At 69.0% G+C, this 23,013-nt stretch carries 20 protein-coding genes, 1 tRNA gene and 2 pseudogenes; 10 read left to right on the top strand and 13 right to left on the bottom strand.

Translation table 11 applies throughout. The annotated features are described in order from the left end of the window. The first annotated feature begins 108 nt into the window (after positions 1-108). The gene (sbnB, locus tag ACFV2X_RS04740) at positions 109-1,116 is read left to right on the top strand and encodes a 2,3-diaminopropionate biosynthesis protein SbnB (RefSeq protein WP_385611376.1); all 1,008 of its coding nucleotides are present in this window, start codon (positions 109-111) and stop codon (positions 1,114-1,116) included. Between the two features lie 407 nt (positions 1,117-1,523). On the opposite strand, the gene ACFV2X_RS04735 is transcribed toward sbnB, so the two are convergent. Beyond that, positions 1,524-2,582 carry an RNA ligase family protein gene (locus ACFV2X_RS04735; RefSeq protein ID WP_385611373.1) on the bottom strand — a complete coding sequence of 353 codons (1,059 nt, stop codon included), beginning with the start codon at positions 2,580-2,582 and terminating at the stop codon, positions 1,524-1,526. 444 nt (positions 2,583-3,026) lie between these two features. Between ACFV2X_RS04735 and ACFV2X_RS04730 the strand changes: the two are divergent. Together ACFV2X_RS04730 and ACFV2X_RS04725 are read left to right on the top strand one after the other, a co-directional pair. Further along, positions 3,027-4,240, top strand: a pseudogene (locus tag ACFV2X_RS04730) (helix-turn-helix domain-containing protein). Between the two features lie 253 nt (positions 4,241-4,493). After that, complete coding sequence (locus ACFV2X_RS04725) at positions 4,494-4,763, top strand: hypothetical protein (protein ID WP_385611371.1); 270 nt, start codon at positions 4,494-4,496, stop codon at positions 4,761-4,763. A gap of 167 nt (positions 4,764-4,930) precedes the next feature. Here ACFV2X_RS04725 and ACFV2X_RS04720 read toward each other — a convergent pair whose 3' ends face one another. The 3 genes from ACFV2X_RS04720 to ACFV2X_RS04710 all read right to left on the bottom strand — a co-directional run bounded on the left by ACFV2X_RS04720 (position 4,931) and on the right by ACFV2X_RS04710 (position 8,247). Continuing rightward, positions 4,931-5,542, bottom strand: coding sequence for a superoxide dismutase (locus tag ACFV2X_RS04720; protein WP_385611368.1), 612 nt, complete (start codon positions 5,540-5,542; stop codon positions 4,931-4,933). Positions 5,543-5,809: 267 nt separating this feature from the next. Then, positions 5,810-6,505, bottom strand: a complete 696-nt coding sequence (locus ACFV2X_RS04715; RefSeq protein ID WP_089512920.1) for a response regulator — start codon at positions 6,503-6,505, stop codon at positions 5,810-5,812. After that, complete coding sequence (locus ACFV2X_RS04710; protein ID WP_385611505.1) at positions 6,502-8,247, bottom strand: ATP-binding protein; 1,746 nt, start codon at positions 8,245-8,247, stop codon at positions 6,502-6,504. Before ACFV2X_RS04710 ends, ACFV2X_RS04715 begins: the two co-directional genes overlap by 4 nt. Positions 8,248-8,473: 226 nt before the next feature. Here ACFV2X_RS04710 and ACFV2X_RS04705 point away from each other — a divergent pair, with 226 nt between their 5' ends. From ACFV2X_RS04705 to ACFV2X_RS04695, 3 genes are read left to right on the top strand one after another with little or no spacing between them, the layout of a single operon-like run. Continuing rightward, positions 8,474-9,286, top strand: a complete 813-nt coding sequence (locus tag ACFV2X_RS04705) for an ABC transporter ATP-binding protein (protein ID WP_385611365.1) — start codon at positions 8,474-8,476, stop codon at positions 9,284-9,286. Continuing rightward, positions 9,279-10,151, top strand: a complete 873-nt coding sequence (locus ACFV2X_RS04700) for an ABC transporter permease (RefSeq protein ID WP_385611362.1) — start codon at positions 9,279-9,281, stop codon at positions 10,149-10,151. Before ACFV2X_RS04705 ends, ACFV2X_RS04700 begins: the two co-directional genes overlap by 8 nt. Positions 10,152-10,205: 54 nt before the next feature. Beyond that, on the top strand, positions 10,206-11,234 hold the full coding sequence (locus ACFV2X_RS04695) for an ABC transporter substrate-binding protein (protein WP_385611359.1): 1,029 nt from the start codon (positions 10,206-10,208) through the stop codon (positions 11,232-11,234). 62 nt (positions 11,235-11,296) lie between these two features. Here ACFV2X_RS04695 and ACFV2X_RS04690 read toward each other — a convergent pair whose 3' ends face one another. The 7 genes from ACFV2X_RS04690 to ehuB form a co-directional block, all read right to left on the bottom strand. Beyond that, the gene (locus tag ACFV2X_RS04690; protein ID WP_385611356.1) at positions 11,297-11,881 is read right to left on the bottom strand and encodes a Uma2 family endonuclease; all 585 of its coding nucleotides are present in this window, start codon (positions 11,879-11,881) and stop codon (positions 11,297-11,299) included. Positions 11,882-12,086: 205 nt separating this feature from the next. Then, positions 12,087-12,160, bottom strand: a tRNA-Lys gene (locus ACFV2X_RS04685). Between the two features lie 58 nt (positions 12,161-12,218). Beyond that, positions 12,219-12,980 carry an IclR family transcriptional regulator gene (locus tag ACFV2X_RS04680; protein WP_385611354.1) on the bottom strand — a complete coding sequence of 254 codons (762 nt, stop codon included), beginning with the start codon at positions 12,978-12,980 and terminating at the stop codon, positions 12,219-12,221. Between the two features lie 265 nt (positions 12,981-13,245). Further along, positions 13,246-14,016 (bottom strand): ectoine/hydroxyectoine ABC transporter ATP-binding protein EhuA, encoded by a 771-nt coding sequence (gene ehuA, locus ACFV2X_RS04675; protein ID WP_089512927.1) that lies wholly within the window; start codon positions 14,014-14,016, stop codon positions 13,246-13,248. Between the two features lie 22 nt (positions 14,017-14,038). Next, positions 14,039-14,689, bottom strand: a complete 651-nt coding sequence (ehuD, locus tag ACFV2X_RS04670; protein WP_385611352.1) for an ectoine/hydroxyectoine ABC transporter permease subunit EhuD — start codon at positions 14,687-14,689, stop codon at positions 14,039-14,041. Then, entirely contained in the window at positions 14,686-15,438 is a 753-nt protein-coding gene (gene ehuC, locus ACFV2X_RS04665; protein ID WP_385611349.1) for an ectoine/hydroxyectoine ABC transporter permease subunit EhuC, read from the bottom strand. The genes ehuD and ehuC overlap by 4 nt, the downstream gene beginning before the upstream one ends. Then, entirely contained in the window at positions 15,435-16,349 is a 915-nt protein-coding gene (ehuB, locus tag ACFV2X_RS04660; RefSeq protein WP_385611347.1) for an ectoine/hydroxyectoine ABC transporter substrate-binding protein EhuB, read from the bottom strand. Before ehuB ends, ehuC begins: the two co-directional genes overlap by 4 nt. Positions 16,350-16,466: 117 nt before the next feature. Here ehuB and ACFV2X_RS04655 point away from each other — a divergent pair, with 117 nt between their 5' ends. Then, a complete protein-coding gene (locus ACFV2X_RS04655) occupies positions 16,467-16,967 on the top strand; it encodes a DUF3830 family protein (RefSeq protein ID WP_043487537.1) in 501 nt (166 codons plus the stop codon). A gap of 142 nt (positions 16,968-17,109) precedes the next feature. Here the strand turns inward: ACFV2X_RS04655 and ACFV2X_RS04650 are convergent, their stop codons facing one another. Next, a complete protein-coding gene (locus tag ACFV2X_RS04650; RefSeq protein ID WP_385611344.1) occupies positions 17,110-18,531 on the bottom strand; it encodes an amidase in 1,422 nt (473 codons plus the stop codon). 13 nt (positions 18,532-18,544) lie between these two features. Next, on the bottom strand, positions 18,545-19,492 hold the full coding sequence (locus tag ACFV2X_RS04645; RefSeq protein WP_385611342.1) for a D-2-hydroxyacid dehydrogenase: 948 nt from the start codon (positions 19,490-19,492) through the stop codon (positions 18,545-18,547). A 210-nt stretch (positions 19,493-19,702) separates the two neighbouring features. Between ACFV2X_RS04645 and ACFV2X_RS04640 the strand changes: the two are divergent. The 3 genes and pseudogenes from ACFV2X_RS04640 to ACFV2X_RS04630 form a co-directional block, all read left to right on the top strand. Beyond that, a pseudogene (locus ACFV2X_RS04640) lies at positions 19,703-20,461 on the top strand (decarboxylase); the annotation flags it as partial. Positions 20,462-20,890: 429 nt separating this feature from the next. Further along, positions 20,891-21,649 carry a decarboxylase gene (locus tag ACFV2X_RS04635; RefSeq protein WP_385611340.1) on the top strand — a complete coding sequence of 253 codons (759 nt, stop codon included), beginning with the start codon at positions 20,891-20,893 and terminating at the stop codon, positions 21,647-21,649. A gap of 285 nt (positions 21,650-21,934) precedes the next feature. Beyond that, on the top strand, positions 21,935-23,005 hold the full coding sequence (locus ACFV2X_RS04630) for an LLM class flavin-dependent oxidoreductase (protein WP_385611501.1): 1,071 nt from the start codon (positions 21,935-21,937) through the stop codon (positions 23,003-23,005). The last annotated feature ends 8 nt before the right edge of the window (positions 23,006-23,013 follow it).

The following is a 23,013-nucleotide window of genomic DNA, read 5'->3' as shown; positions in this document are numbered from 1 at the left end:
CGTCGTGTCGGGTTTCGAGTGGGGGGGGGGGGGGGGGGCCACCCCCCCCCCCCCGCCCGCCCCCCACGTAGAGAAACCCGAGCCCGCCCGACGACCGGAAGGAAACCCGTGTTCGAGTTCAGCGTGATCGGCGGCAAAACGGCCCGCGACATCATCGGCCGCAGCCGCCGGGAGATCGTACGGGAGGTGAAGGAAACCTATCTGACCCACGGCGACGGCGACTCCGTCAATCCGGACAGCTACTTCCTGCGCTTCCCCGAGAAACCGGACAGCCGGATCATCGCGCTCCCGGCCTACCTGGGCGGCAAGCACGACGTCGCCGGGATCAAGTGGATCGGCAGCTTCCCCGGCAACATCAAGAACGGCATCCCGCGCGCCTCCGCCGCCCTGCTGCTCAACGACTACGCCACCGGCTACCCCTTCGCCCTCCTGGAAGCCTCCCAGATCAGCGCGGCGCGCACCGCGGCCTCCGCCGTCCTCGCCGCCGAACAGCTGACCGGCGGCCGCACCGCCCGCCGGCTGGCCGTGGTCGGCGCCGGCATCATCGCCCGCAACATCCTGGAGTTCTTCGCCGCCCAGGAGTGGGACATCGAAACCGTGGTCGTCCACGACCAGCACCCCGAATACGGCCAGGCCCTCGCCGGATACGCCACCGACTCCCTCGGCTACCGCGCCGAGACCACCGACGATCTGCGCACCGCCCTCGAGGTGGCCGACGTCATCGTCTTCGCCACCACCGCCGGCGAGCCCTACGTCCTCGACCCGCGCGCCTTCGCCCCCGGCCAGGTCGTCCTCAACATCTCGCTGCGCGACATCGGCCCCGAGATCATCCACGACTCGTACAACATCGTCGACGACATCGACCACTGCCTCAAGGCCAACACCTCCCCGCATCTGGCCGAGCAGAAATACGGCAACCGCGACTTCGTCACCGGCACCCTCGCCCAGCACATCCGCGGCGAGGTCGCCACGGGCCCGGACAAGCCCGTCATCTTCTCCCCCTTCGGCCTCGGCGTCCTCGACCTCGCGGTCGGGGCGCATGTCTACCGCGTCGCCACGGAGGCGGGGGAGGCCGTCGCGATCGACGACTTCTTCGGCGAGACCACCCGCTGGTAGCCCCCTTGGCCACCGCTTTTTGGGCCACCGGCCGCCCCGTCAGCTCACCGCCACCCAGCTGTAGCGGTGCTCGGGGCGGCCGGTGTCGCCGTATTGTGGCCCACGGCCGGTAGTGCCCCACAGGTACTGCCGAGCCGTGCCGGTACGGAGCCCGAGCGCCCCTGGGTGGCATTCGGCTCCGGCAAGTGCGGGCATCGTTTCGCGCCTTCGGCGCAAAGCAGCCAGCAGCGGGGAGGGAAGGGGGCGGTGCGCCACCGTCGCCGCCCGGCGGCCCGGCGGGGCGTGGCGATGGGAAGTGGCTCCGGTCCTTTTCCCCATGGCGTCGCGCGGAGCGGGGGAGCGCAGTCCGATTGAGGGCCTCCCCCTACCCCTTGCAAAAAATCGTTTGATGGAGAGCAAGTATTTTTTTACGAGGGGGCGGGGGCAGACGTCCCAGCGGAACGGGACCTCTCGCGGTCTGCGGCGTCGAACGCAGCCAGGGAGCGCGCCCCGGGCCGGACTGCTTGGTCCAAACCGTGCAGGAGTGAGTCATCGAGGCCGCCCAGGGCTTCGCCGATCTCCTCTGCAATGTCCCGTGTGATCTCTTCTTCCACGTCGCCCACGGGAGCGTCGGGCCCGAGCTTGCTCACGGCGGCAGCCGCACGGGCCGGAGTCAGGAGCGCCGAGGCCTGGACCAGGAGCCAGGCAGGAACCCCGGCCGCGCCCTGCGGCGGTGCCAGATAAGGGCGTGAGCCGTCGAAGCGCTCGTCCTCGGCGAATGCCTTCTGCTTCACTTTGGCCACCGGACGCCCGCAGCTGCCCGAACGGCCTGCCTCCTGCCATTCCCCGCTTGGCTTGAGGACATAGCCCTCGGCGAGATTGTCCCCCAGCTCGGGAAGCCCGAAGAGGGCCGGAACCCTGGTGGGAAAGGCGCAAGGCAACTCCTGGAGCTTGTTCAGCGGACCCTGTCCGAGAGCGGGAACGCAGGTGAGCCCGGCGGCAGCGGCGGCATCGCGCAGAGCACGATCGGAGATCCAGCAGCGGCCTTCAGCGGTTTCGATCGAGGCGTCGAACAGCAGCCAGTGCAGGCCTGGCGCGTACCACACTCCAGTCTGCACCGGGTCGACGCCGGGAACAGCGGGAACATCAGGGTGTGGATAGCACCCGCCGGCCAGCTCGCCATAGACCGTCACCGCCACAGCGTCACTCCACACGGCCTGTAGTTTCGAAGCGAAACGGGCCGCCGCCACCGCGAGTGCCGACCAGATCCTGCTGACGCCGAAGAAACGGTCCAGCCCGTCGTCTCCCAGTTGCTTACGCCTCTTCGCCGGATAGGCGCCGATGCCGTCACAGATCACCGCGAAGTGCGCCCCGTGCACCTTCTCCACTGCGATCCACTTCCGCACCCCGGGCATGCCGAGCCGCCCCCTCGACGAGATCTTGGGATACGGCCGGAACCCAGAACCTTCAGAGGCGATGTTGGCCATAAACGGGCATCATCATCGTGCACTCGGCTTGAGGCAACAGATATTCACCACCATGAATCGGGAGAATGTACCGGGAGATGATCCTCGAGGGATCCGAACATCACCGGACGAGCAGTCGTGGTGCGAGCCAAGCGACACGTGCTCAGTGACACGCCCGGGTTCATCCTCGCGCCGATGGCGGACTCGACTTGATGCCAAGGAGCGGTGCTGCGCTGCACATAAGCGGACGTAGTTTTTCAGTACCTACGTGTCGAGCGTGATGCCGACCGGCTCGGGGAGTGCCACCTGCTCCCCGAAGGGGTTCAAGTCAGTCTTCTCGGGCGCGTACGCGGCTGGGGCAAGGTCCGTGATGGATCACTCCTCTGAGCGAAGGTTCCACATCAGCCGTACTTGGTCATGCCAACGCGCTCAGTCAGCCTCACTGACTCGGAGTAGCTCGGACGCATGGCAACGGACTATCTGGGGGACCGTGTCAGGCGCCTTCGTCGGTTGGCGACGCTGACCCAAGAAGGGCTGGCCGAGCGGTCCGGCATCTCGCTCGACACCATTCGACGGCTGGAGCAAAAGCCGCAGAGTTCCGTTCAACTACCCACGCTGCACGCTCTGGCATCGGGGCTGGGTGTAGAGCTGACGAGCCTCTTGGGCGACCCTCCCGGCGCTCCATCGTCGGGCGAATCCGACTCTCCTCAGCTCGTCGCCGTACGACGCGCCATCATGCCGCCACTCTTTGCTCCGTCAGCGCCACCGCGTGACCTGTCGACGGTGTCTCTGGATCGGATCCGTCGAGATCTCGCGCAGGGGTGGACGCTTTACCACGCAGCGGAGTTCGACGACCTGCTGAACTCCCTCCCGGGGCTCATCACAGACGCTCGATTCGCCGCCGCCGTCGGTGACGCCGACCAGCGGGCTGGTGGTCAGGCTGCGCTGAGTAAGGCGCTCCGACTTGGCGGACACCTTGCAATTCGCATGGGTAAGACGGACCTTGCGCTGTCGTCGCTGGAGCGTGCTATGACAGCGGCCGACGCATCATCGGATCCTTTGCTTGCCCCCATGATCTCCAACTCCGTGGCCTGGGCGTATCAGCGGCAAGCACGGCTGGACGACGCACGAGACCTGGCCGTCCATGCCGCCGACAGGGTCGAGAGGGAACACAGCGATACGTCGGAGGGTCTTCGCGTATGGGTGGCCTGTTGATGTCGGCTGCCACGAGCCACGCCCGGAGCGGCGACTACGAGCGCGCCAGCGACATGATGGTGACGGCCGAAAAGGCAGCGGAGCGGCTTGCCAAGATGCCGACACCACAAGACAGCAAGCTACTGAGTGTTTTCAGTAAGTCCTCCGTCCGCATTGAGCGAGTCCGCCTGGCTGTCCAGCACGAACGGCCGACCGAGGCGTTGTCCCTCGCTCGTGGCGTGCGTCTGTCCAAAGACACCCCGCCGTCGTGGCGTACCTGGCTGCTGCTGGACATCGCACGCGCACACACTGACCTGGGCAACGGGGAGGGGGCCGTCAAGGCACTGGAGTCGCTGCGACGCCACGCTCCCGCGTGGATGAGGCACCACACCCATGCTGTGGCCATCGTGCGTGACCTGTGGAACTGGCCATCACGACCCGCTGGGGTGAGGCCACTCGCCCAGTTCTTGGGCATCGTTGATTAGCGTCCTGAGACTAGGTAACGCGTTCCCTGTTGTTCCCGCTCAAGTCTCGCCAGGCTCGGCTTATCAGGACTCCCGCGACCGTGCAGCCGGCCCGGGGCATGGCCAACGCTGAAGTCCCGACCCCCGTGCGATCCATCGATACTCCCACCTTGACGCTTCTGCGGATCCCTGCCGTGCCGATCGTCGACTACGACCCTGCTCAGCCGTACGTGGTCGCGTACCTACGGACGGGCGAGGTCACCCCAAGAGTCGGTTGAGCCGACGGGCAGACGAGATCGAAGCCCTCCAGCTGTCCATGGGGGCGGAACTCCTCGGCCATGGCCGCGCGTTGCTCGGCAACAGGAAAGCGGACATCGGGGAAGTGCGATTCCTTGCGGAGCGGCTGTGCGAGTCGCTGCACGATGTGCTTCGGGTGGCCGAGAGCAGGGGAGCGCGTCTGCCTGCGGACGACGACAGCCAGATCGATCCTGAAGGCGGCGTGGACGGCGGCAGCGCGCCAGGCAGCGGAAGGGGGATGTCGTGACGCATTGGGAGATCAGCCCCGTTCCGTCCGCTACCCGGGCGGCCGGCAGCGGTACTGAACATGCAAGCTGCCTGGCCCTTGCCACCCTGCTCTGAGACAGGGCTCGGATCGGGAAGCCAAACCACGGGTTCCCGATCCGAGGGGGCGACAGGTGTCCGGCTTTGCCGTCAGCTGGCGGCGGTCGCCGTGGTGTAGCGGGCGGCGACGTCGGTCCAGTTGACGAGGTCCCACAGCTTGGCGACGTAGTCGGGGCGTACGTTCTTGTACTGGAGGTAGTAGGCGTGCTCCCAGGCGTCGAAGACCAGGAGTGGTGTGGTGCCCTGGCCGACGTTTCCGTGGTGGTCGTAGACCTGCTCGACTACGAGCCGCTTGCCCAGGGGCTCCCAGGCCAGGACGCCCCAGCCGGAGCCCTGGACGGAAGAGGTGGCGACGGTGAGCTGCTTCTTGAATGCTTCGAAGCCGCCGAGGTGTTCGTCGATCGCGGTGGCCAGCGCACCGTCGGGGCGGTCTCCGCCGTCGGGTGACAGGTTCTGCCAGAAGATTGAGTGCAGCACGTGTCCGGAGAGGTTGAACGCGTAGGTCTTCTCCAGGCCGACCAGCCCGGTCGGGGTGATCGCGTCTTTGTCGCGGGCCTCGGCGATCTGCTCCAGCGTGTCGTTGGCGCCCTTGACGTATGCGGCGTGGTGCTTGTTGTGGTGCAGCTCCAGGATCTCCGGCGTGATGGCCGGTGCGAGCGCGGAGTAGTCGTATGGCAGGTCGGGAAGCGAGTACGTGCCCATAAGCCACGGCCCCTTTCAACGGTTGGGTGATCGTCAGGACCACCTTAAGCCGTTATTGCGAACCAGTTGCAACAACTTATAGAATGCAGCACGATGACGTCAGGCGGGGCTGGCCCGTCAGCCTCCGGACTTCGGCACTCTTGGCGCCGCCCTTCCGACAGGTGATCGTCTTCTCACCCGGCAACCGCCGGTTCGAGCGGGTCAGCACCGTCTGGGTGGCCTCTGGGCGGCGGTGGTGATCACGCCGAGCAGTACACGGCCAGGCACTCAGCTCACCGCCACCCAGGAGTAGCGGTGCTCGGGGCGGCCGGTGTCGCCGTATTTGAGGGTGAGACTGATCCGGCCCGCGTGTTCCAGATACTTGAGATAGCGCTGGGCGGTGGAGCGGCTGATGCCGGTGCGCTCGGCGACCTCATGCGCGGACAGCGGGTGGTCGGCCTGGTCCAGGGCGCGGCGGATGAGGTCGACGGTCGGCGCGGAGTGGCCCTTGGGGAGCGCCGAGCGGGCGGTCGCGTCGGCGGTCCGGAACGCGCCGAAGATACGGTCCACCCGCTCCTGGCCCGTCTCACCGCGCCCGCCAACTCCCTCCAGCGTGTGACGCAGCGTCATATAGCCGTCGAGTTTGGCCCGCAGCCCCGCGAAGTTGAACGGCTTGACCAGGTACTGCAGCGCGCCGTACCGCATGGCGGCCTGGACGGTGGCGACATCGCAGGCCGCCGTCACCATGATCACATCCGCGTGGTGGCCGAGCTGCCGCATCCGGCGTACGAGGGTCAGCCCGGTTTCGTCGGGGAGGTAGTGGTCGAGCAGGACGAGGTCGACGTGGATGCGCTCCAACGTGGCCAGGGCCTGCGCGGCCGTATGGGCGCGGGCGGCGACCCGGAAGCCGGGCACCTGGGCCACATACGCGGAGTTGATCTCGGCGACGTGGAAGTCGTCGTCCACGACGAGGACGTCGATCATCGTGACTCTCCCGCTGCGGTGAGCTGCTGGATGGGGACGTTGGCTGCACGGATGTGCTCTTCGTGGATGCCGTCCGCGCGGCCGGACGGGACAGAGGCGGGGTCCGGATCCGGGCCCGGGGCCGCGTCCGGAGCCGGGGCTCCGTCCAGGTCGAGCGCTTCGGGGAGGATGACGGTGAACACCGCGCCCCCGCCCGCCCGGGCGGTGACCCGGGCCATCCCGCCGTACCGTTCGGCGAGCCGCCGCACCAGGGCCAGTCCGATGCCCCGCCCGCGCGGGGTCGGCACAGGGGTGTCCTGTTTGGTGGACCAGCCCTCGGTGAAGATCTGTTCGCGCATCTCGGGCGGCACCCCCGGGCCGTTGTCGCTGACCCGCAGTACGGCGGTGGTGCCCTCGGCGCGCAGCTCGACCTCGATGAACGGGTCGGGGCGGGGCTGCGAGGCCACGGCGTCCAGCGCGTTGTCGATCAGATTGCCGAGCACGGTCACCAGGTCGCGCGGGTCGACCACCCGCTCGGACAGCAGCGACTGGGGCGAGACGCGCAGGGACACCCCGCGCTCCGCCACGATGGCGGCCTTCCCGACGAGCAGCGCCGAGAGCAGCGGATCGCGCACCCGCTCGGAGATCTGCTCGGCGGAGGCCCGGTGGGTGTCGGTGAGGCCGGCGATGAATTCCGCCGCCCGCTGGTGGAGCCCCAGTTCGAGCAGACCGAGCAGGGTGTGCAGTCGGTTGGCGTGTTCATGGCCCTGGGCGCGCAGCGCGTCCAGCAGCCCGCGGGTGGAGTCCAGCTCCCGGCCCAGCAGTTCCAGTTCGGTACGGTCGCGCAGCGTGGCCACCGCACCGCCGTCCTCGGTCGGCATGCGGTTGGCCACCAGGACCCGGCCACCGCTGACGGTCAGCAGATCGGCCCCGTCCGCCCGCCCCGCCAGCACCTCCGTGGTGCGGCCCGGGGGCAGCGCCTCCTCCAGCGTGTGGCCGGTGGCGTCCGCGCCGACGCCGAGCAGCCGCCGCGCCTCGTCGTTGATCAGCCGGATCCGGCCCTCCCGGTCGAAGGCGACGACGCCCTCGCGGATGCCGTGCAGCATCGCCTCGCGCTCATCGAGCAGCGCCGAGATATCGGCGAACGCGACCCCGTGCGTACGGCGGTGCAGACTGCGCGAGACACCGATCGCGGCCAGCACGCCGACGGCGAGCGCCATGCCCGCGTACAGCAGCAGCCGGGGCAGCGTGGCGAGCAGCTGGTCGCGGACGCTGCCGTAGCCGATGCCGACCGAGACCGCGCCGACGATCTTCCCGTCGGCGGTGCGCAGCGGCACCTTGGCGCGGGCCGAGCGGCCCAGGGTGCCGACGTCGATCTGCATGACCTCCTGCCCGGAGAGCGCCGCCTCCGGATCGGTCGAGACATGTTCGCCGATACGCCCGGTGTTGGTGTGCGACCAGCGCACCCCGCGCCGGTCCAGCACCACGACGTACAGCGCCCCGGTCGCCCGGCGGATCCGCTCGGCCATCTGCTGCACCGGCCCGCGCACGCTGGGCTCGGTGGTCAGCAGATCGTGGGCGAGGCCGGGGTCGGCGGCGGTGGCCTGGGCGATGGAGAGCGCCTTGTGCATCGCCTGGTCGTCGATCTCGGAGCTGAGCGGGGCGAGAAAGAGCCCGGTGGCGAGCACCATCACCCCGGCGGTGAGGGTCAGCTGTACGGCCAGCACCTGGCCGGAGACGCGTCTGGGCCAGCGGATCCGCATCTCGGTCACCCCCGTCTCCAGGCCCTCCGCGTATGCGGTAGGAGCTATTCCGTTTACGTCGCTGCAATCGCACGGTAAGGGCGCTCTGCGCTGGTTGCACAGGGTCCGTAGCGGATTCGTTGCCGTAGCGCGAGCTAAACGAGCAGAACGGGGCTTGTGCGCACAAGAGCGCGTTGTGCCCATAAGGCTGCCGGTGTGGCCCGCGCCACTCCTAGCCTCCTCGGCCATGAGCAGACAAACGAGCCCTGCCATCGAGTTGCGGGGCGCTAGCAAGGTGTTCCGGACTCCGTCCGGTGGCCTCCACACCGCCGTCAGGGATCTGGACCTGATCGTCGGGCGGGGCGAGTTCGTCGCCGTGGTCGGCCCCACCGGATGCGGTAAGTCCACGACGCTGACGCTGGTCAGCGGGTTGGAGGAGCCCACGGAAGGCGATGTGCTGGTGACCGGCGAACCGGTCAGCGGCATCGGATCCAAGGTCGGCTTCGTCTTCCAGCAGGACGCCGTCTTCCCTTGGCGCAGCGTGCTGTCCAACGTGATGGCCGGACCCCGCTTCCGCGGCGTACCGAAGGCGGAGGCGAAGGAACGAGCGCGCGAATGGCTGGCCCGGGTCGGGCTCGCGTCCTTTGAGGACCGCTATCCGCACCAGCTGTCCGGCGGCCAGCGCAAGCGCGTCGCGCTCGCGGCCACCTTCGTCAATGACCCCGAGATCCTGCTCATGGACGAGCCGTTCTCGGCCCTCGACGTCCAGACCCGGGCGCTGATGTCCGACGAACTGCTCGAGCTGTGGTCAGGGACCGGCGCCTCCGTCGTCTTCGTCACCCACGACCTCGAGGAGTCCATCGCCCTCGCCGACAAGGTCGTGGTCATGACGGCCGGCCCGGCCACCGTCAAGGAAGTGTTCGAGATCGATCTGCCACGGCCCCGCAAGGTCGAGTCGGTGCGGCTTGAGCCCCGGTTCATCGAGATCTACCGCGAGATCTGGGCCTCACTTGGCGAAGAGGTACGGATCACCCGCGAGAGAGGAGCCTCGAATGCCTGAGACGACGACCGCCGTACGCAAACACACCGCGGGCAACGAGGGCACGAGCCGTACGACAGCGAGAGCGAGGGCCGCCCGCAAACGCGCGATCCTCGTCCAGAGCACCCGCGCGCTGGTGCTGGTCGCGGTGCTGGGGCTGTGGGAGTGGTTCGCCCGTACCTCGGTCATCGACCCGTTCAACTTCTCGATGCCCTCGAAGGTCTGGGACCAGCTGAAGGACTGGATCCAGAACGGCACCGCCCAGGGCCCGCTCTGGGAACAGGTCTGGACGACCCTCCAGGAAGCGCTGATCGGGTGGGCCATCGGCGTGGCCGCCGGCGTGGTCCTGGGCATCGGCCTCGGCCGGGCCCGCTTCCTCGCCGACGTACTCGGCCCCTACATCAAGGTGCTCAACGCACTGCCCCGGATCGTCCTCGCCCCGATCTTCCTCATCTGGTTCGGCCTCGGACCGGCCTCGAAGGTCGCCTCGGCGGTCGTGCTGGTCTTCTTCCCCGTCTTCTTCAACGCGTTCCAGGGCGCACGGGAGGTCGACCGCAACCTGGTGGCCAACTCCCGCATCCTCGGCGCGAGCAACCGCCAGGTCACCCTGCAGGTCGTGATCCCCTCCGCCACCTCGTGGATCTTCACCAGCCTGCATGTCAGCTTCGGCTTCGCGCTGATCGGCGCGATCGTCGGCGAGTACATCGGCGCCACCAAGGGGATCGGGCTGCTGGTCGCGACCTCGCAGTCCACGTTCAACGCGGCCGGGGTGTACGCGGCGATGGTGATCCTCGCCGTCGTGGCCCTGCTGGCCGAGGGCTTGCTGACCTTCCTGGAGCGGCGGCTGTTCCGCTGGAAGCCGGCCCAGCCGGGCGCGGACCACTGACGCGCCCTTCTCCTTCCCCCTTCTGAATCCCTCTTTCTCCCAAGGACGTGTGACATGCGCAGCTACGCCAAGATCTCCGCGGTGGCGGTCGCCGCGGCGCTCTCCCTGACCACCCTCACCGCATGCGGCAGCGACTCGGGCGGGGACGGCAAGGACGGCAAGGTCAAGATCATGGTGGGTGGCCTGGACAAGGTCATCTACCTGCCCGCGATGCTCACCCAGCAACTCGGCTACTTCAAGGACGAGGGCCTCGACGTCCAGCTCCTCAGCGAACCGGCCGGTGTCCAGGCCGAAACCTCCCTGGTGGCGGGCGAGGTGCAGGGCGCGGTCGGCTTCTACGACCACACGCTGGACCTCCAGGTCAAGGGCAAGGAGGTGGAGTCCGTCGTGCAGTTCTCCCACGCACCCGGCGAGGTGGAGATCGTCTCCAACAAGGCGGCGGGGGAGATCACCTCGCCCAAGGACTTCAAGGGCAAGAAGCTCGGTGTCACCGGCCTCGGCTCCTCCACCGACTTCCTCACCAAGTACCTGGCCGTGAACAGCGGCGTGAAGACCAGCGAATTCACCCCGGTCGCGGTCGGCGCCGGCCAGACCTTCATCGCGGCCCTGAAGCAGGGCGCGATCCAGGGCGGCATGACCACCGACCCCACCGTCGCCCAGATCATGGACCAGAAGCTCGGCAAGATCCTCCTCGACATGCGCACCCCCGAAGGCTCCAAGGCCGCCCTCGGCGGTCCGTACCCCTCCTCCAGCCTCTACATGAACACGTCCTGGGTGAACAGCCACAAGGACACCGTCCAGAAGCTGGCCAACGCCTTCGTGAAGACCCTCAAGTGGATGTCCACCCACACCCCCGAGGAAATCGCCGCCAAGATGCCGGCCGACTATGCCCAGGGCGGCAAGGAGCTCTACGCCCAGGCGATCAAGTCCACCCTGCCGATGTTCACCAAGGACGGCGTCATGCCGGCGGACGGCCCGGCGACGGTCGAGCGCGTCCTGAAGTCCTTCAACCCGAACCTGAAGAACGCCAAGGTCGACCTGAACAAGACCTACACCACGGAGTTCGTGAAGAAGGCGGGCTGAGCCAAGGTCCCGGCCGGTCGGACAGCCGACCGGTCGGGCCGTCTCCTGCATGCAGGAGCGTGTCAGCGGACGTAGGCCTTCAGGACGTCCGTGTCGAGCGTGATGCCGACCGGCTCGGTGATCACGACCTGCTCCCCGAAGGGTGCCCGATGGATGTCGAGGTAGCAGCCGCTCTTCGGGTCGGGGTTGGTGTGGACGATGACCGCGCCAGCGTCACGGTCCACGAGGAGGTAGACAGGGATGCCCGCAGTCGCGTACGCGGTGTGCTTCTCGATGCGGTCCCGGCGGTCGGTGTCCCGGTCGTACGACGTGACCTCGACGGTCATCAGCACCCCGTCAGGGTCGGACCATTCACCGTCTCCCGCGAAGTGCCCTTCAGGTGCCAGCACGCCGTCCGGGCGGGCACGCCCCTTGCGGTATGCCTCGACCTTCAGGCCGCGCTCGCCATAGAGCCAGGCGTCGGTCCGGTGCTGCATGCAGCGCTTCTGCAGCCACCTGATGATTTCGTCGTGATCCCCGTCCGGCACGCGCTTCTCCTCGATCCGTCCGTTGATGAACTCCAACCTGACGGTTTCGGGCGCGGTAGAGGCGAGCTTCTCGAAGGCCTCCAGCAGCGTGTAAGACGTGCTCTCGGTCATAACCGTCATGGTGCCTCCCTTTCCTGGAGGAGGCCAGCCTTTCCGGATGCATGCACGACTGGGGCACGTTCCGCCGAGGATCACTCCTGCGAGTGATTGTTCGATCTCAGGCAGTGACGCGCAACGTAGGTCATGGCGCCGATGGCCCCAAAAACACGACTGGGGTTTCTCGGAGAACCGAGAAACCCCAGGTCAGTGGCTCTAAAAGCCAAGGTGCGCCGCCAGGGACTCGAACCCCGGACCCGCTGATTAAGAGTCAGCTGCTCTAACCAACTGAGCTAGCGGCGCCTGCTGACGTGGTAAATACTACCCGCCCTGGAGGGGTGCTCCTGACCACCGTCCGCCCTCAGATCGTGAGGGACAGCAGCACCGGCGCCGCCTCCCGGTTCAGGGTGTACGCGGCCTGGCGCAGGCGGTGGGCGTGCTCCAGGGGGAGGGAGAGGGCCAGGCAGCCGGCGGCGCGGCCGGCGGTTATGGGGACGGCGGCGCAGACGGTGCCGACGGCGTATTCCTGCAGGTCGAGGACGGGGACCGTGGCGGGTTGGCTCTCCAGTTTGCGGAAGAGGACCTTTTCGTTGGTCGTGGTGCGGGAGGTGAACCGCACGGTCTTGTGGCGGGAGAAATGGTCGCGGCGGCCGTCATGGTCGAGCTGGGTGAGCAGGCACTTGCCGACGGCAAGGGCGTGGGCCGCGGAGCGGAAGTCGACCCACTCGTTCACCTTGGGGGTGTGCGGGCTGTCGGCGTACTGGGTGATCCGGACCTCGCCGTCGATATAGCGGCTGAGGTAGATCGCCGCGCCGACCGAGTCGCGCAGGGCGGCGAGCGACTTCTGGAGCTTGTGCTCGACCGCGGTCTGGCGGTCGGGGCCGACGGAGCCCAGGAGGGACAGGGAGGTGCCGGCGACATAGGCCCCGTCGGCGACCTGCTCCACATAGCCCTCGCGGCGCAGCATCCGCAGCAGCTGGGCGAGGTGCGCGGGTGGGAGGCCGGTTTCGCGGGCGATGCCGGCGTCGGTCACGCCGCCCGTGTGGTGGGAGACGACTTCGAGGACCCGGAGGGCGTGCCGTACCGAGTGGAACGGCGCGGTCGACTCGGGCTTGAGCGCCACGGTTTCCCCCCTAGCAGGTTGTGACCGCTTGCGTCGGCGCCGTCGCCGCAGGTCATGGCCACGGGATCACCCAGCGGCAGCTTTACGCGGCGCGGCTTCGTACCACGATAGCCGCCAAGCGGGCGATTCGGCGCGGGTGTTGAGCATATTGATGGTGTGCGACGGGCCCGCTCAACAGCGGCGCGCCACCCTGGCATATGCCATAGGCATGCTCTGTGGGAGGCGGACCGGCGGGGCTGCCGCCGGTCCACCGCCATCGCGCCCGCTAGAGCACGGCGCTCAGGAATTCCCGAGTGCGCTCGTGCTCCGGCTCGGTGAAGATCTTCTCCGGCGGCCCGGCCTCGATCACCCGGCCCGAGTCGAACATCAACACCTCGTCGGAGATGTCCCGGGCGAAGTTCATCTCGTGCGTGACGCACAGCATCGTGATGTCCGTCGTGTGAGCGATATCACGCAGCACGTCCAGCACCCCGGCCACCAGCTCCGGGTCGAGCGCCGAGGTCACCTCGTCGAGCAGCATCACCTGCGGCCGCATCGCCAGCGCCCGCGCGATCGCCACTCGCTGCTGCTGCCCGCCCGACAGCTGTGTCGGGTAGGCGTCGCACTTGTCGCCGAGCCCGACCAGGTCCAGCAGCTCGCGGGCCCGCTCCTCGGCCTCGTCCTTGCTCAGGCCGAGCACATGGACCGGGGCCTCGGTGATGTTCCGCAGCACCCGCATGTTCGGGAAGAGGTTGAACTGCTGGAAGACCATCCCGATCTTCTTGCGCACCTCGCGGGTGTGCTTCTCGCTCGCCTCGACCAGCTTCCCGCCGCGGTTCTCATGGGTGAGACATTCGCCGTCGACCTGGATCTTGCCCTGGTCCGGTTTGATCAGCGTCATCAGCAGCCGCAGGATCGTGGTCTTGCCGGACCCGGACGGGCCTATGAGGGTCACGTGCTTCCCGGAGGACACCGAGAAGTCGAGGTCGTCGAGGACCGTGTTGTCGCCGAAGCGCTTGGTCACCCGGTCGAATCGGATCAGTTCACTGCCGTCCACGGCAGGGTTCTTGTGCTCGGTTTCAGTGGCCAAGGCGACGCTCCAGGGCTCGCATGAGAAGGGATGCCGGATAGGCGATGAGGATGAAGGCGATGCCGACCATCGTGTAGGGCTCGATGTACTCGAAGGACGTGGCGCCGTGCGCCCGTGCCTTCTGGAGCATGTCGACGACCCCGATGAGGGCGAGCATCGGCGAGTCCTTGAGCATCGCGATCACGTAGTTGCCGAGGGCCGGCACCACACGGCGGATCGCCTGCGGCAGGATCACCGAGATCCAGGTGCGGCCGCGCGAGAGGCTGAGCGCGGTGCACGCCTCCCACTGGCCCTTGGGCACCCCGTCGATACCGGCCCGGTACACCTCGGCGGTGTACGTCGAGTAGTGCAGGCCGAGCGCGATCACCCCGGTGGTCAGCGCGGAGAACTTGATGTCCCAGGTCGGCAGCACGTAGTAGAAGAAGAACAACTGGACCAGCAGCGGGGTGTTGCGGATGAACTCCACCACCGCGGCCACCGGCCAGCGTACGAAGCGCGTCGGCGAGCGGAAGGCCAGCGCCCACACCAGGCCGAGCGCGAACGAGAGCACCGAGCCCAGGGCGGTCGCCTCGAGGGTGATCAGCAGCCCGTCGCCCAGGTCGGGGAGGAAGTCCTTGGCGACGTCCCAGTCCCAGTTCACTGGGCACCTCCCACCGTGGTCAGGTTGGCGGACTGCTCGCCCTCCTGTGCGGCGGACAGCTTCCGGGTCACCAGCGGGCCCCTCCTGCGCCGTTCCGGCGCCTGCCCGATGCCCGCCTTGGCGCGCCGCTCCAGCAGCCGCATCAGGCGAGTGAGGACGAAGGCCAGCACGAAGTAGAGAACGAGGATGATCGAGTAGATCTCCAGGCTGTCACCGGTCGCCAGCCGCGAGAGCTGGGCGGCGAAGGTGATGTCCGCGACGCTCACCGCGGAGACCAGCGCCGTGGCCTTCAGCAGCTCGATCAGAAGGTTGTTGAACGGCGGGATCATCTCGGGGATCGCCTGCGGCAGGATCACCCGCCGCATCCGCTGCGCGGGCGTGAAGCTGAGCGCTATCGCCGCCTCGCGCTGCGCCGGGGCCACGGCGGCGATCGCGCCGCGCACGATCTCGGAGCCGTACGCGCCGTACGTCAGGCCCAGGGCGAGCACCGCCGCCCACAGCGGCAGCAGCTGGAACTGGAACCCCAGCGGCATCACGAAGAACAGCCAGAACATCAGCACCAGGGCCGAGGTGCCGCGGAAGACCTCGACGTAGAAGCCCGTGAGGAAGCGGACGATCCACAGCCTGGAGGTACGGGCGATACCGACGCCGAAGGCGACGACGGTGGCGAAGAGCGCGCTGTAGAGGGTGAGCTGGATGGTGATCCAGATCCCCGGAAGGAGCCATTTCTCCCACAGTCCGGACGTCATCGGCACAACTCCTTGGCGGTCAGATCCGTCATCTCGGCCTTGGTGAAGCCGAACGGCCGGACGATGCGCAGGAGTTCGCCGCTCTTCTTCATCTTGTGCAGCTCGACGTTGAAGGCGTCCCGGAGCTTGGTCTCCTCCGGGCGGAAGGCGAAACCGCCCGCGCCGATGTCCGGTTTGCCGTCGAGCAGCGCCTGGAACGGCTCGGTCGCCTCGACCCGGCGGCCCCCGCTCTGCCGGATCACATTGCGCACCGTCACCGCCGTACCCGCGAAGGCGTCCGCGCGGCCCTGTTCGACCGCGAGCAGCCCGGCCAGTTGGTCGGGGAGCACCATGATGTCGCTCTCCTTCACCCCGGCGTTGACCGCGTAGCCGATCTGGGCGTACGCGGAGCCGCTGGCGAGCTTCGCCCCCGACTTGACGAAATCCTCGTACTTGTGCAAGTTCTTGGGGTTGCCCTTGCGCACGATGAACGAGTCACGGACGCGGTAGTCGGGGTCCGAGAAGATCACCTGCTGGCAACGGTCCGGATTGATGTACATACCGGCGGAGACCACGTCGAATTGCTGCGAACGCAGCCCCGGTATCAGCGACGCGAACTCGGTCGGAACCGGCTGGACATGTGCCACCCCCAGCCGTTTGAAGATCACCTTCGCGATCTCCGGCGCCTCGCCGGTGAAGTCGCCGTTCTCGTCGATGTAGCCGAACGGGATCTCACCCGCGATACCCAGGCGTACCGCCCCCTGCGACCGCAGGCGACTCAGCAGGTTTCCCCCGTCCTTGGAATCGGCGCTGGACACCCGGCTACAGGCCGTGGCGCCCAGCAGACCCATGGCCGCCCCGCCCGCCAGAAGCGCGCGGCGGTTCAGCCGTCTTCCGCTCATGTCCTTGTGTATCCCTCGTGGTGGAGCCATGGGCGCGCGGCTACCCGACCGCGCGGAATATATGCAGATCCTTTTCGGCCCTTGACGCTTGGCCGGTCTGGGTAGGGGCTCCCGGCAACTGGTCCGGAAACGAGTGGGAGGAATGTCATGGCTGACCGGTTTATCGAGGTTTCGCTCGCTAAGCGGGGCGTGAGCTGTACGGCGAAACTCCTCGACGACCGCGCGCCCATCACCTGCGAGGCGGTGTGGAACGCGCTGCCTCTGGGCGGCGACGTCTACCACGCCAAGTACGCGCGCAACGAGATCTACGCGCTGCTGCCTCCCTTCGCCCCCGAGGAGCCGCCCCTGGAGAACCCGACCATCACCCCCATCCCCGGCGACCTGTGCTACTTCAGCTTCACCGACACCCAGCTGGGCACCGCCTCCTACGGCTATGAGCAGCAGGCCAAGCACCAGGGGCAGCAGCGGGTCGTCGACCTCGCGCTCTTCTACGAGCGCAACAACCTGCTGATCAACGGCGACGCGGGGTGGGTGCCGGGCATCGTCTGGGGCGCGGTCGTCGACGGCCTCGACCGGATGGCCGACGCCTGCCAGGACCTGTGGCGGGCCGGGGCGCTGGGGGAGACGCTGAGTTTCCGGCGGGCGTAGGCGGCCCGTCTGGCCCGTCTCGTCCCATCCGGGCTGTGCGGCCCGGGTGGGACGGGAGGGGCGGGGGCGCCGTCGTTGGGCGGATGGCGGCCTCGCCGGTCGGTCGTCAGCCGGCCGGCGGGGCGTCCTGAGCCGTCCGTCGTCAGCCGGCCGTTGCCGGCGGCCTGACGCCATCCGCGAGACCCGCCCCGTACAGCGCGTGCGCCGCCCGCAGCACCACCGCGTCCGCGTGGCGGGCGGCCACCAGCTGCACCCCGATCGGCAGCCCGTCGGTGGACAGCCCGCAGGGCAGGCTCGCCGCGGGCTGCTGGGTCATGTTGAAGGGGTAGGTGAAGGGCGTCCAGCCCGTCCACCGCGTGTGATCGGACCCCTTCGGCACCTCGACCCCCGCCTCGAAGGCGGTGATCGGCAGCGTCGGGGTGACCAGCAGGTCGTACGCGGAGTGGAACCGGCCCATGGCCTTTCCGAGCGCCATGCGCACATCCACGGCGGCCAGATAGTCCAGCGCGCTGTACGCGGCGCCCTGGGCGCAGATCTGGCGCAACCCCGGGTCCAGCAGCTCCCACTTGTCCTGCCCGAGCGGCTGCACCACTCGCGCCGCCCCGCTGAACCACAGCGTGTGGAACGCCTCGACCGGGTCCTCGATCCCCGGATCGATCTCCTCCACGGACGCGCCGAGGTCCGCCAGCAGGTCCACCGCCCGCCGTACCGCCGCCGCCACCTCCGGGTCGACCGCAGCGGATCCGCCGAGCGTGGGGCTGTAGGCGACGCGCAGCCCGTCCACACCGCCCCCGCCCGCCGTGATCGCCTCTTGGAAGCTGCCTTCCGGGGGCGCGAGCTGGGACCAGTCGCGCCAGTCCGCGCCGGAGATCACATCCATCAGGAGAGCCGCGTCGGCCGCGTCGCGGGTCATCGGGCCGACATGAGCGAGCGTTCCGAACGCGCTCGCCGGATACAGCGGAACCCTCCCATAGGTGGGTTTCAACGCGAAGATGCCGCAGAAGGACGCCGGGATACGCACCGAACCGCCGCCGTCTGTCCCCAGGCTCAGCGGCCCCGCGCCCAGCGCCACCGCGGCGGCGCTGCCCCCGCTGGAGCCGCCCGCGGTGCGCCGCGGGTCGTACGGGTTGCCGGTCACCCCGTACACCGGGCTGTCCGTGACGCCCTTCCAGCCGAACTCCGGGGTCGTCGTCTTGCCCAGGAACACCGCGCCGTGCTCGCGCAGCCGGGCCACCGAGGGCGCGTCCTCGTCCCAAGCCTGGCCGTCGGCCGCGACGGTCAGCGAGCCGCGCAGCGTGGGGCCGCCGCGCTGCAGCAGGATGTCCTTCACGGACACCGGCACCCCGTCCACCAGACCGGCGGGTTCGCCGCGCCGCCACCGCTCGGCCGACTCCTCGGCCTGACGCAGCGCGGCCTCCGCGTCTACCCGGCTGAACGCGTTGACCTCTGGCTGGATCTGTTCGATCCGTTCCAGTGCGGCGCGGGTGGCCTCGACGGGGGAGAGGTCGCATGAGGCGTACCGCTCGAGGAGTTGAATGGCTGTCAGATCGTGGATATCGGTCATCCACCCTCTCCTTTTAGTCGACCGGTACGTATCCCAGGCGCTTGTCGACCACGTTGAGCAGCGGTTCTCCCGCGGCCCAGCGGTCGTAGTTGTCCTGGAACTGTTCGGAGAGCTGGTCCCGCCAGCCGACCGTGTCGCCGCTCATATGGGGCGAGACGAACAGCCCCGGAACGTCCCACAGGGGGTCGTCGGCGGCCAGCGGCTCATGCTCGAACACGTCCAGCACCGCGCCCGCGATATGCCGCGCGACCAGCGCCGCCACCAGGTCGTCCTGGACAACCAGCGGACCGCGCCCCACATTGATGAACACGGCGCTCGACTTCATCCGGGCGAAGGCGTCCCGCCCGAACATGCCGCGTGTGCCGTCGGTCAGCGGTGCCGCGCAGACCACCCAGTCGGCCTCCGACAGCAGCCCGTTCAGCTCGTCGGCGCCGCGTACGCCCGCACGCGCCGTACGCCCCACCAGATCGACCACGATGCCGAGCGCGGCCAGCGTATGGCCGATGGCCCGGCCGATCGGGCCGGCGCCGATGACGACCGCACGGGTCCCGGCGAGCCGCATCGTCTCGCGGTGGCGCCAGCGGCGCTGCCGCTGGAGCTCCCAACTTCCGTAGAAGTCCTTGGCCATGGCGATCACGATCCCCGCGACATATTCGGCGATCGGCTGTTCGAAGACGCCCCGGGCGTTCGTCAACACCGTGTTGGATTCGATCAGTTCAGGACACATCAGCTGGTCCACGCCCGCGCTCGCGGTGTGGACCCAGCGCGGCCTGGGCCCGCTGCCGGGCCAGGCGGCGCGTACCGCGTCGGAGGTGAAGTCCCAGACGAGCAGGGCGTCGGCGACGGGGAGCAGTTCGGGCAGCGAGGACTCGTCGCACACAAGGATCTTGGCGCGGCCGGCCAGCCGGTCGAGACGGACGGGAGGGTCGTCGCCGAAGACGACCACAGTGCTTTCGGTCATGGGCGAGAAACCGTTTCGAAACGTAGGTGCGCTTGGCTGTCGGGGGTGTCGGGAAGTCGCCTCAGAGCGAGGATTGACCACGCTAGGCAGCGGAAACTACCGTCGTCAATAACGGCATCGCTCCGGCATCTGTCCCGACGTCCCGGCATTAGGCCGGCTCTTTCCCTCTGGCCAATGGTCCAGCCCTCCGTTGTGTATTGGGGCTCGCTCATGGACGTCTCTTTTCTGGGTGGCCCACAGCCGCAGCGCGGCGTGGGCGTCGTAGCACCATTCGATTTCGCGCTCGATCGTGAGCTGTGGCGCTGGGTGCCCGATGAGGTCTCCTTGCATCTGACGCGCACTCCGTTCGTTCCGGTCGAGGTGAGCCTCGATCTGGCGCGGCTCGTCAGCGAGCATGAAACTCTGCACGATGCGGTGCGCGCCCTGTGCGCGATCGCGCCCGAGGTGGTGGCGTACGCCTGCACTTCGGGCAGCTTCGTCGGCGGCGTCGCCGGTGAGCGCGCCATGTGCGCGGCGATGACGCAGGCGGGCGAGTTGCCGTCGCTCACCACGTCGGGGGCGCTGCTCGACGCGCTGCGGGAGATCGGCGCCCGGCGCATCGCCGTGGTGACGCCCTATACGAAGTCGGTGACCGACTCCCTGGAGGAGTACCTGGGCGAGGCCGGGATCACCGTGACCGGGCGGGCGTACCTGGGGCTGACCAGGCACATCTGGAGGGTGCCCTACCGCGATGTGGTCGACATGGCGCGGCAGGCGGTGGTCGGCGCGGCCGACGCGCTCTTCATCAGCTGCACCAACCTCCCCACGTACGACGTGATCCCGCAGCTGGAGGCCGAGCTGCGGATGCCCGTCCTCTCGGCGAACCAGGTGACGATGTGGGCGGCGCTGCGGGCGATCGGCGAACGGGCGGTCGGGCCGTACCAGGCCCTGCTGGACCCGGCGGCGCGGCGCGGCCCGGCGGGGATGTCGGGCCCGGCTGGGCTGGCCGACTCGGCCGGTGCGGTGGATACGGCGGGGCTGGTGAGTACGTCGGGGCTGGCGGGTCCGGGCGGTCCGGTCGTCGATCCGGTGGAACCCGTCGCGGGGGCGATGGACCACCTGGTCGGGCCGGTGGAGCCGGTGGTGATTCCCTCCGTGCCGCTGACCGATCCCGCCCCGTCCCTGCCCCTGCCTGAGCCCGAGGCGGCGCTGGCCGGGCCGCCGTCGGCGCCGGACGGGGAGCCGGTTGACGGGCTGGACTCGGCGTTCGGCTCCGGGATGGGGGACGCCCCGTACCGGGACGAGTCGGGAGGTAATTCGCCGACGGTGTGAGGGAACGCGATGGGCGGCCGCGGTGTATGAGAAGTGTCGGGCAAAACGGGGCGGCGCCGGTGGGGGTCGCGTGAGAGGGAGGCAGCCATGGTGGAAGCGGCGACGGGCAGGGCTGAGGGCGAGTCGGTGGGCGACACCGTGGGCTTCCTCTACCCGGGGTATTCCGCCGAGGACGACTATCCGCGGCTCGAAGCCATCCTCGATGCCGGTGTCCGGCTGCCCCTCGTCCATACCGACATCGGCGAGGACGCCCATCGTGTGGACGCCCTGCTGGAGATGGGCTCGGCCGCCCGGCTCGCCGCCGGGGTGGGGGAGCTGAAGGCGCGCGGCGCCCAGGCCGTGGTCTGGGCCTGTACCAGCGCCAGCTTCGTCTTCGGCTGGGACGGCGCGCATGAGCAGGTGCGCGAGCTGTCGGAGAGGGCGGGGCTGCCCGCCTCCAGCACATCCTTCGCCTTCGCGCGCGCCGTGCGGGCGCTCGGGGCCGAGCGGGTGGCCATCGCCGCGACCTATCCGGAGGATGTCGCGGATCACTTCAGGGCCTTTCTCAAGGCGGCGGGCGCGGAGGTCGTCGCGATGCGCGGCAGCGGGATCATCACCGCCGCCGAGGTCGGCACCTGGGGCCGGGAAGAGGTGCTGCGGCTGGCCCGGGCCGGCGACCATCCCGACGCCCAGGCGGTGCTCCTTCCGGATACCGCCCTGCACACCGCCGCCTGGATACCCGACCTGGAGGAGGCCGTCGGCAAGCCGGTGCTCACGGCGAACCAGGTCACGGTCTGGGAGGGGCTGCGGCTGCTCGGGAGGGAAGTGCCGACCGACCGGCTCGGGGAGCTCTTCCGCGCGGCGTGAGACGAGCAGGAGCCCCGCGTGGGACGAGCGGGAGACCCACGGGAATAAAGCGGAGCCATTCTCCGGTTGACAGTCTGCGGTGCGGAATGACGCACACTGAGCGGCGCAGACAGGGCGACAGGGAGGCGGGCCACCGTGGCCGACGAGCAGGACCGGCAGGGCGAGCGGCAGAACCAGCAGGGCGAGCAGAACCGGCAGCAAGGCGCGGAAGGACGAGCAAGCGCACAGGGCGGGCGCGACCCGCAGGGTGAGCAGGGCGGGGCGCAGGACCACGGCGTCCATGCCATACCCCGGGGAAGCGCCCCCATTCCGCTGTCGGTGCTGGACCTGGCGACCGTCGGCAGCGGGCTGACCGCCGCACAGGCGCTGCGGAGCACCGTGACGCTCGCCAAGCTCACCGAGCAGCGGGGCTTCCACCGGTTCTGGGTGGCCGAGCACCACTCCATGCCCGGTGTCGCCAGCTCCTCCCCGGCGGTGATCCTGGCCCACCTGGCCGCGCACACGGAGCGGATCCGGCTCGGTTCCGGCGGGGTCATGCTGCCCAACCACGCGCCGCTCGTCATCGCCGAGCAGTTCGGGACGCTGGAGGCCCTGGCGCCCGGTCGGGTGGACCTGGGGCTGGGGCGGGCGCCGGGGACCGACGGGGCCACGGCCGCAGCGCTGCGCCGCACCGAGCGGCTGAACGAGGGCGCCGACGATTTCCCGCAGCAGCTCGCCGAACTGCTCCGGTTCCTCGACGACGACTTCCCGGACGGTCACCGCTACGCGCGCATCCACGCCGTCCCCGGGCCGGTGCAGGGCACGGCGCCCGGCGGGGTGCAGTCCGCCGACCGGCCCTCGGTGTGGCTGCTGGGGTCCAGCGGCTTCAGCGCCCGGCTCGCCGGGGCGCTCGGCCTGCCGTTCTCCTTCGCCCACCACTTCTCCGCGGCGAACACCATCCCGGCGCTCGACCTCTACCGCCAGTCCTTCCGGCCGTCCGCGGTCCTCGACCGGCCGTACGCCTCGATCGGGGTCTCGGCGTTCGCGGCGGAGGACGAGAAGGAGGCGCGCCGCCAGGTGCTCACCGGTGCGCTGTCGATGGTGCGGCTGCGCACCGGGCGGCCCGGTCTGATACCGACCCCCGAGGAGGCGGAGGCGCATGAGTTCAATGTCATCGAGGAGGACTTCGTCGACAGCTGGCTGACCAACGTCGTGTACGGCACCCCGGACGCGGTGCGCGAGGGGCTTGACGGGCTGATCAAGCGGACCGGTGTGGACGAGATCAAGATAACGGCCAACGTCCATGGCCCCGAGGCCAAGCTGCGCTCGTACGAGCTGATCGCCGACGCCTACGATCTGCCGACGGCCACAGCCTGACCGACGCT

This window comes from Streptomyces sp. NPDC059679 (genome assembly GCF_042734105.1).
In the GTDB taxonomy this organism is placed as follows: domain Bacteria; phylum Actinomycetota; class Actinomycetes; order Streptomycetales; family Streptomycetaceae; genus Streptomyces.
The sequence above is the reverse complement of the archived record's forward strand: the minus strand, read 5'-3'. Positions and strand labels throughout refer to the sequence as shown.